A 2,092-nucleotide genomic window follows, 5' to 3' on the forward strand; every position below is an offset into this window, starting at 1 on the left:
GGCCGGCACCGCCGTGGTGCCGGACCTGGCCGCCGCCGCACCGGACGTCTCCGCCGACGGCAGGACGTACACCGTCCGCCTGCGGTCCGGGCTGAAGTTCGAGGACGGCACGCCCATCACCGCCAAGGACGTCAAGTACGGCATCGAGCGGTCCTTCGACCCGCAGGTGCTGGGCGGCGGCCCGACCCTGCTGGCCGACGAGCTCGACCAGGGCCAGAACTACCGGGGGCCGTACAGCGACAGCGACCCGGACAAGCTGGGCCTGCAGTCGGTGCGCACGCCGGACGACCTCACCCTGGTGTTCACCCTCGCCAAGCCGAACGCCGACTTCCGCTACCTGCTGACCCTGGGCGCCACCGCGCCCGTCCCGAAGAGCGCCAACACCCGCGAGGAGTACGCCCGGCACCCGGTCTCCTCGGGGCCGTACAAGTTCCGCACCGTGCAGGTCGGCAAGAGCTACGAACTCGAGCGCAACCCCGCCTGGGACCGGAGCAGCGACCCGCTGCGCAAGGCGCTGCCGGACCGGATCCGACTGACCGTCAGCACCAGCGCCGACGAGATCGACTCCCAACTGCTCTCCGGCGACCTCGACCTCGACCTGTCGCAGGCCGGCCTGCAACCCGCCGCCCGGGCCCGGGTGCTCACCGACCCCGGCCTGAAGGCGAACACCGACGACCCGGCCACCGGCACGCTGCGCTACGTGGCCGTCGTTCCGGCGGTCGCGCCGTTCGACAACCAGCACTGCCGCAACGCGGTGCTGTACGCGGCCGACACCACCGCCCTGCAGACCGCGCGCGGCGGCCCGGAGGTCGGCGAGCCGAGCGGCTCGATGCTCCCGCCGACCTCGACCGGCTGGGACGACTACGACCCGTACGGCCTCAGGGCCGGCCGGCCCGACCAGGCCAAGGCCAAGTCCGAACTCGCCGCCTGCGGCAAGCCCTCCGGGTTCTCCACCACGCTGGTCACCCGCAGCAACAACCCCAAGGAGCAGGCCGCGGCGGCGGCCCTGCAGAACTCGCTCAAGGCGGTCGGCATCAACGCCACCGTCGAGACCTTCGACCTCTCGAAGACGTTCGACACCATCGGCTCGCCGAGCACCGTCAAGAGCAAGGGCTACGGGCTGATCATGTCCGGCTGGACCTCCGACTACCCGACGGGCAGCGGCTTCCTCCGGGAACTCACCGACGGCCGGCGGATCCACGACACCGGCAACTTCAACCTGCCCGGCATCAACGACCCCGAGATCAACGGGTGGTTCGACCAGGCCGCGGCGCAGACCGACCCGGCCAAGGCCGCCGACCTCTACAAGAAGATCAACCACAAGGTCACCGACGGCGCCTACTACCTGCCGTACTCCGTCACCCGCGCGCTGAACTACCGCAACCCGCGCCTGACCAACGTCTACGTCACCGACGCCTACGGCGGCGTCGACATCCAGGCGCTGGGCGTCTCCGACGGCAACTGACGGCAACTGACGGCAGCGGGACGGCAGGGGGACGGCGGCACGGCGCGGTGCACACCGGAAGGCTAGAAAGGTCTGGACCACCTCGTCAATAGGGCCGGGCGGAAAGGCGTCGCGCATTCCGCTCGGGCCGCCGGAGAATACCGCTGAATATCGGGTTCCGCTTCGGTGGATCGCGGCGTCCGCCCTGGTGGGGGCCGGTCGGACGCACCGGAACCGACGGTTCGGGCGGGGGCGCCGCCGCACCGGGAGTGACAGTAAAGGTTCCTGACATTCCGTCAGTTCGATTTCACCATTCCTTTCCCGACCTATTGACAGGTCTGGACCATTTGGAGTTGAGTCGCCGCGGGTTCCCTGCCCCGCCCCGTCCTTCCCCCACGAGGAGTGGCACATGAACAAGCAAAAGATCGCCGCACTGCTGACCGGCGCGCTGGCCGCGACCGGCCTGGCCGTCATGCTGCCCGCCACGTCGACCGCGGCCGCAACCTGCGTGGCCCCGTACTCGGCGTCGCAGGTGTACACCGGCGGCATGTCGGCCTCGTACAACGGGCACAACTGGAACGCCAAGTGGTGGACCCAGGGCGAGACGCCGAGCACCGGCGGCTCCGGCGTCTGGTCCGACCAGGGCGC

At 70.3% G+C, this 2,092-nt stretch carries 2 protein-coding genes; both read left to right on the forward strand.

Going from position 1 to position 2,092, the window contains the following annotated elements:
* Positions 1–1,465: ABC transporter substrate-binding protein (locus ACFUEL_RS38955; RefSeq protein ID WP_380242836.1), on the forward strand; the 1,465-nt coding region annotated here is incomplete at its 5' end.
* 388 nt (positions 1,466–1,853) lie between these two features.
* The coding region (locus tag ACFUEL_RS38960) for a carbohydrate-binding protein (protein ID WP_380242838.1) at positions 1,854–2,092 on the forward strand (239 nt) is incomplete at its 3' end.

Source organism: Kitasatospora sp. NPDC057198 (assembly GCF_042670125.1).
In the GTDB taxonomy this organism is placed as follows: domain Bacteria; phylum Actinomycetota; class Actinomycetes; order Streptomycetales; family Streptomycetaceae; genus Kitasatospora.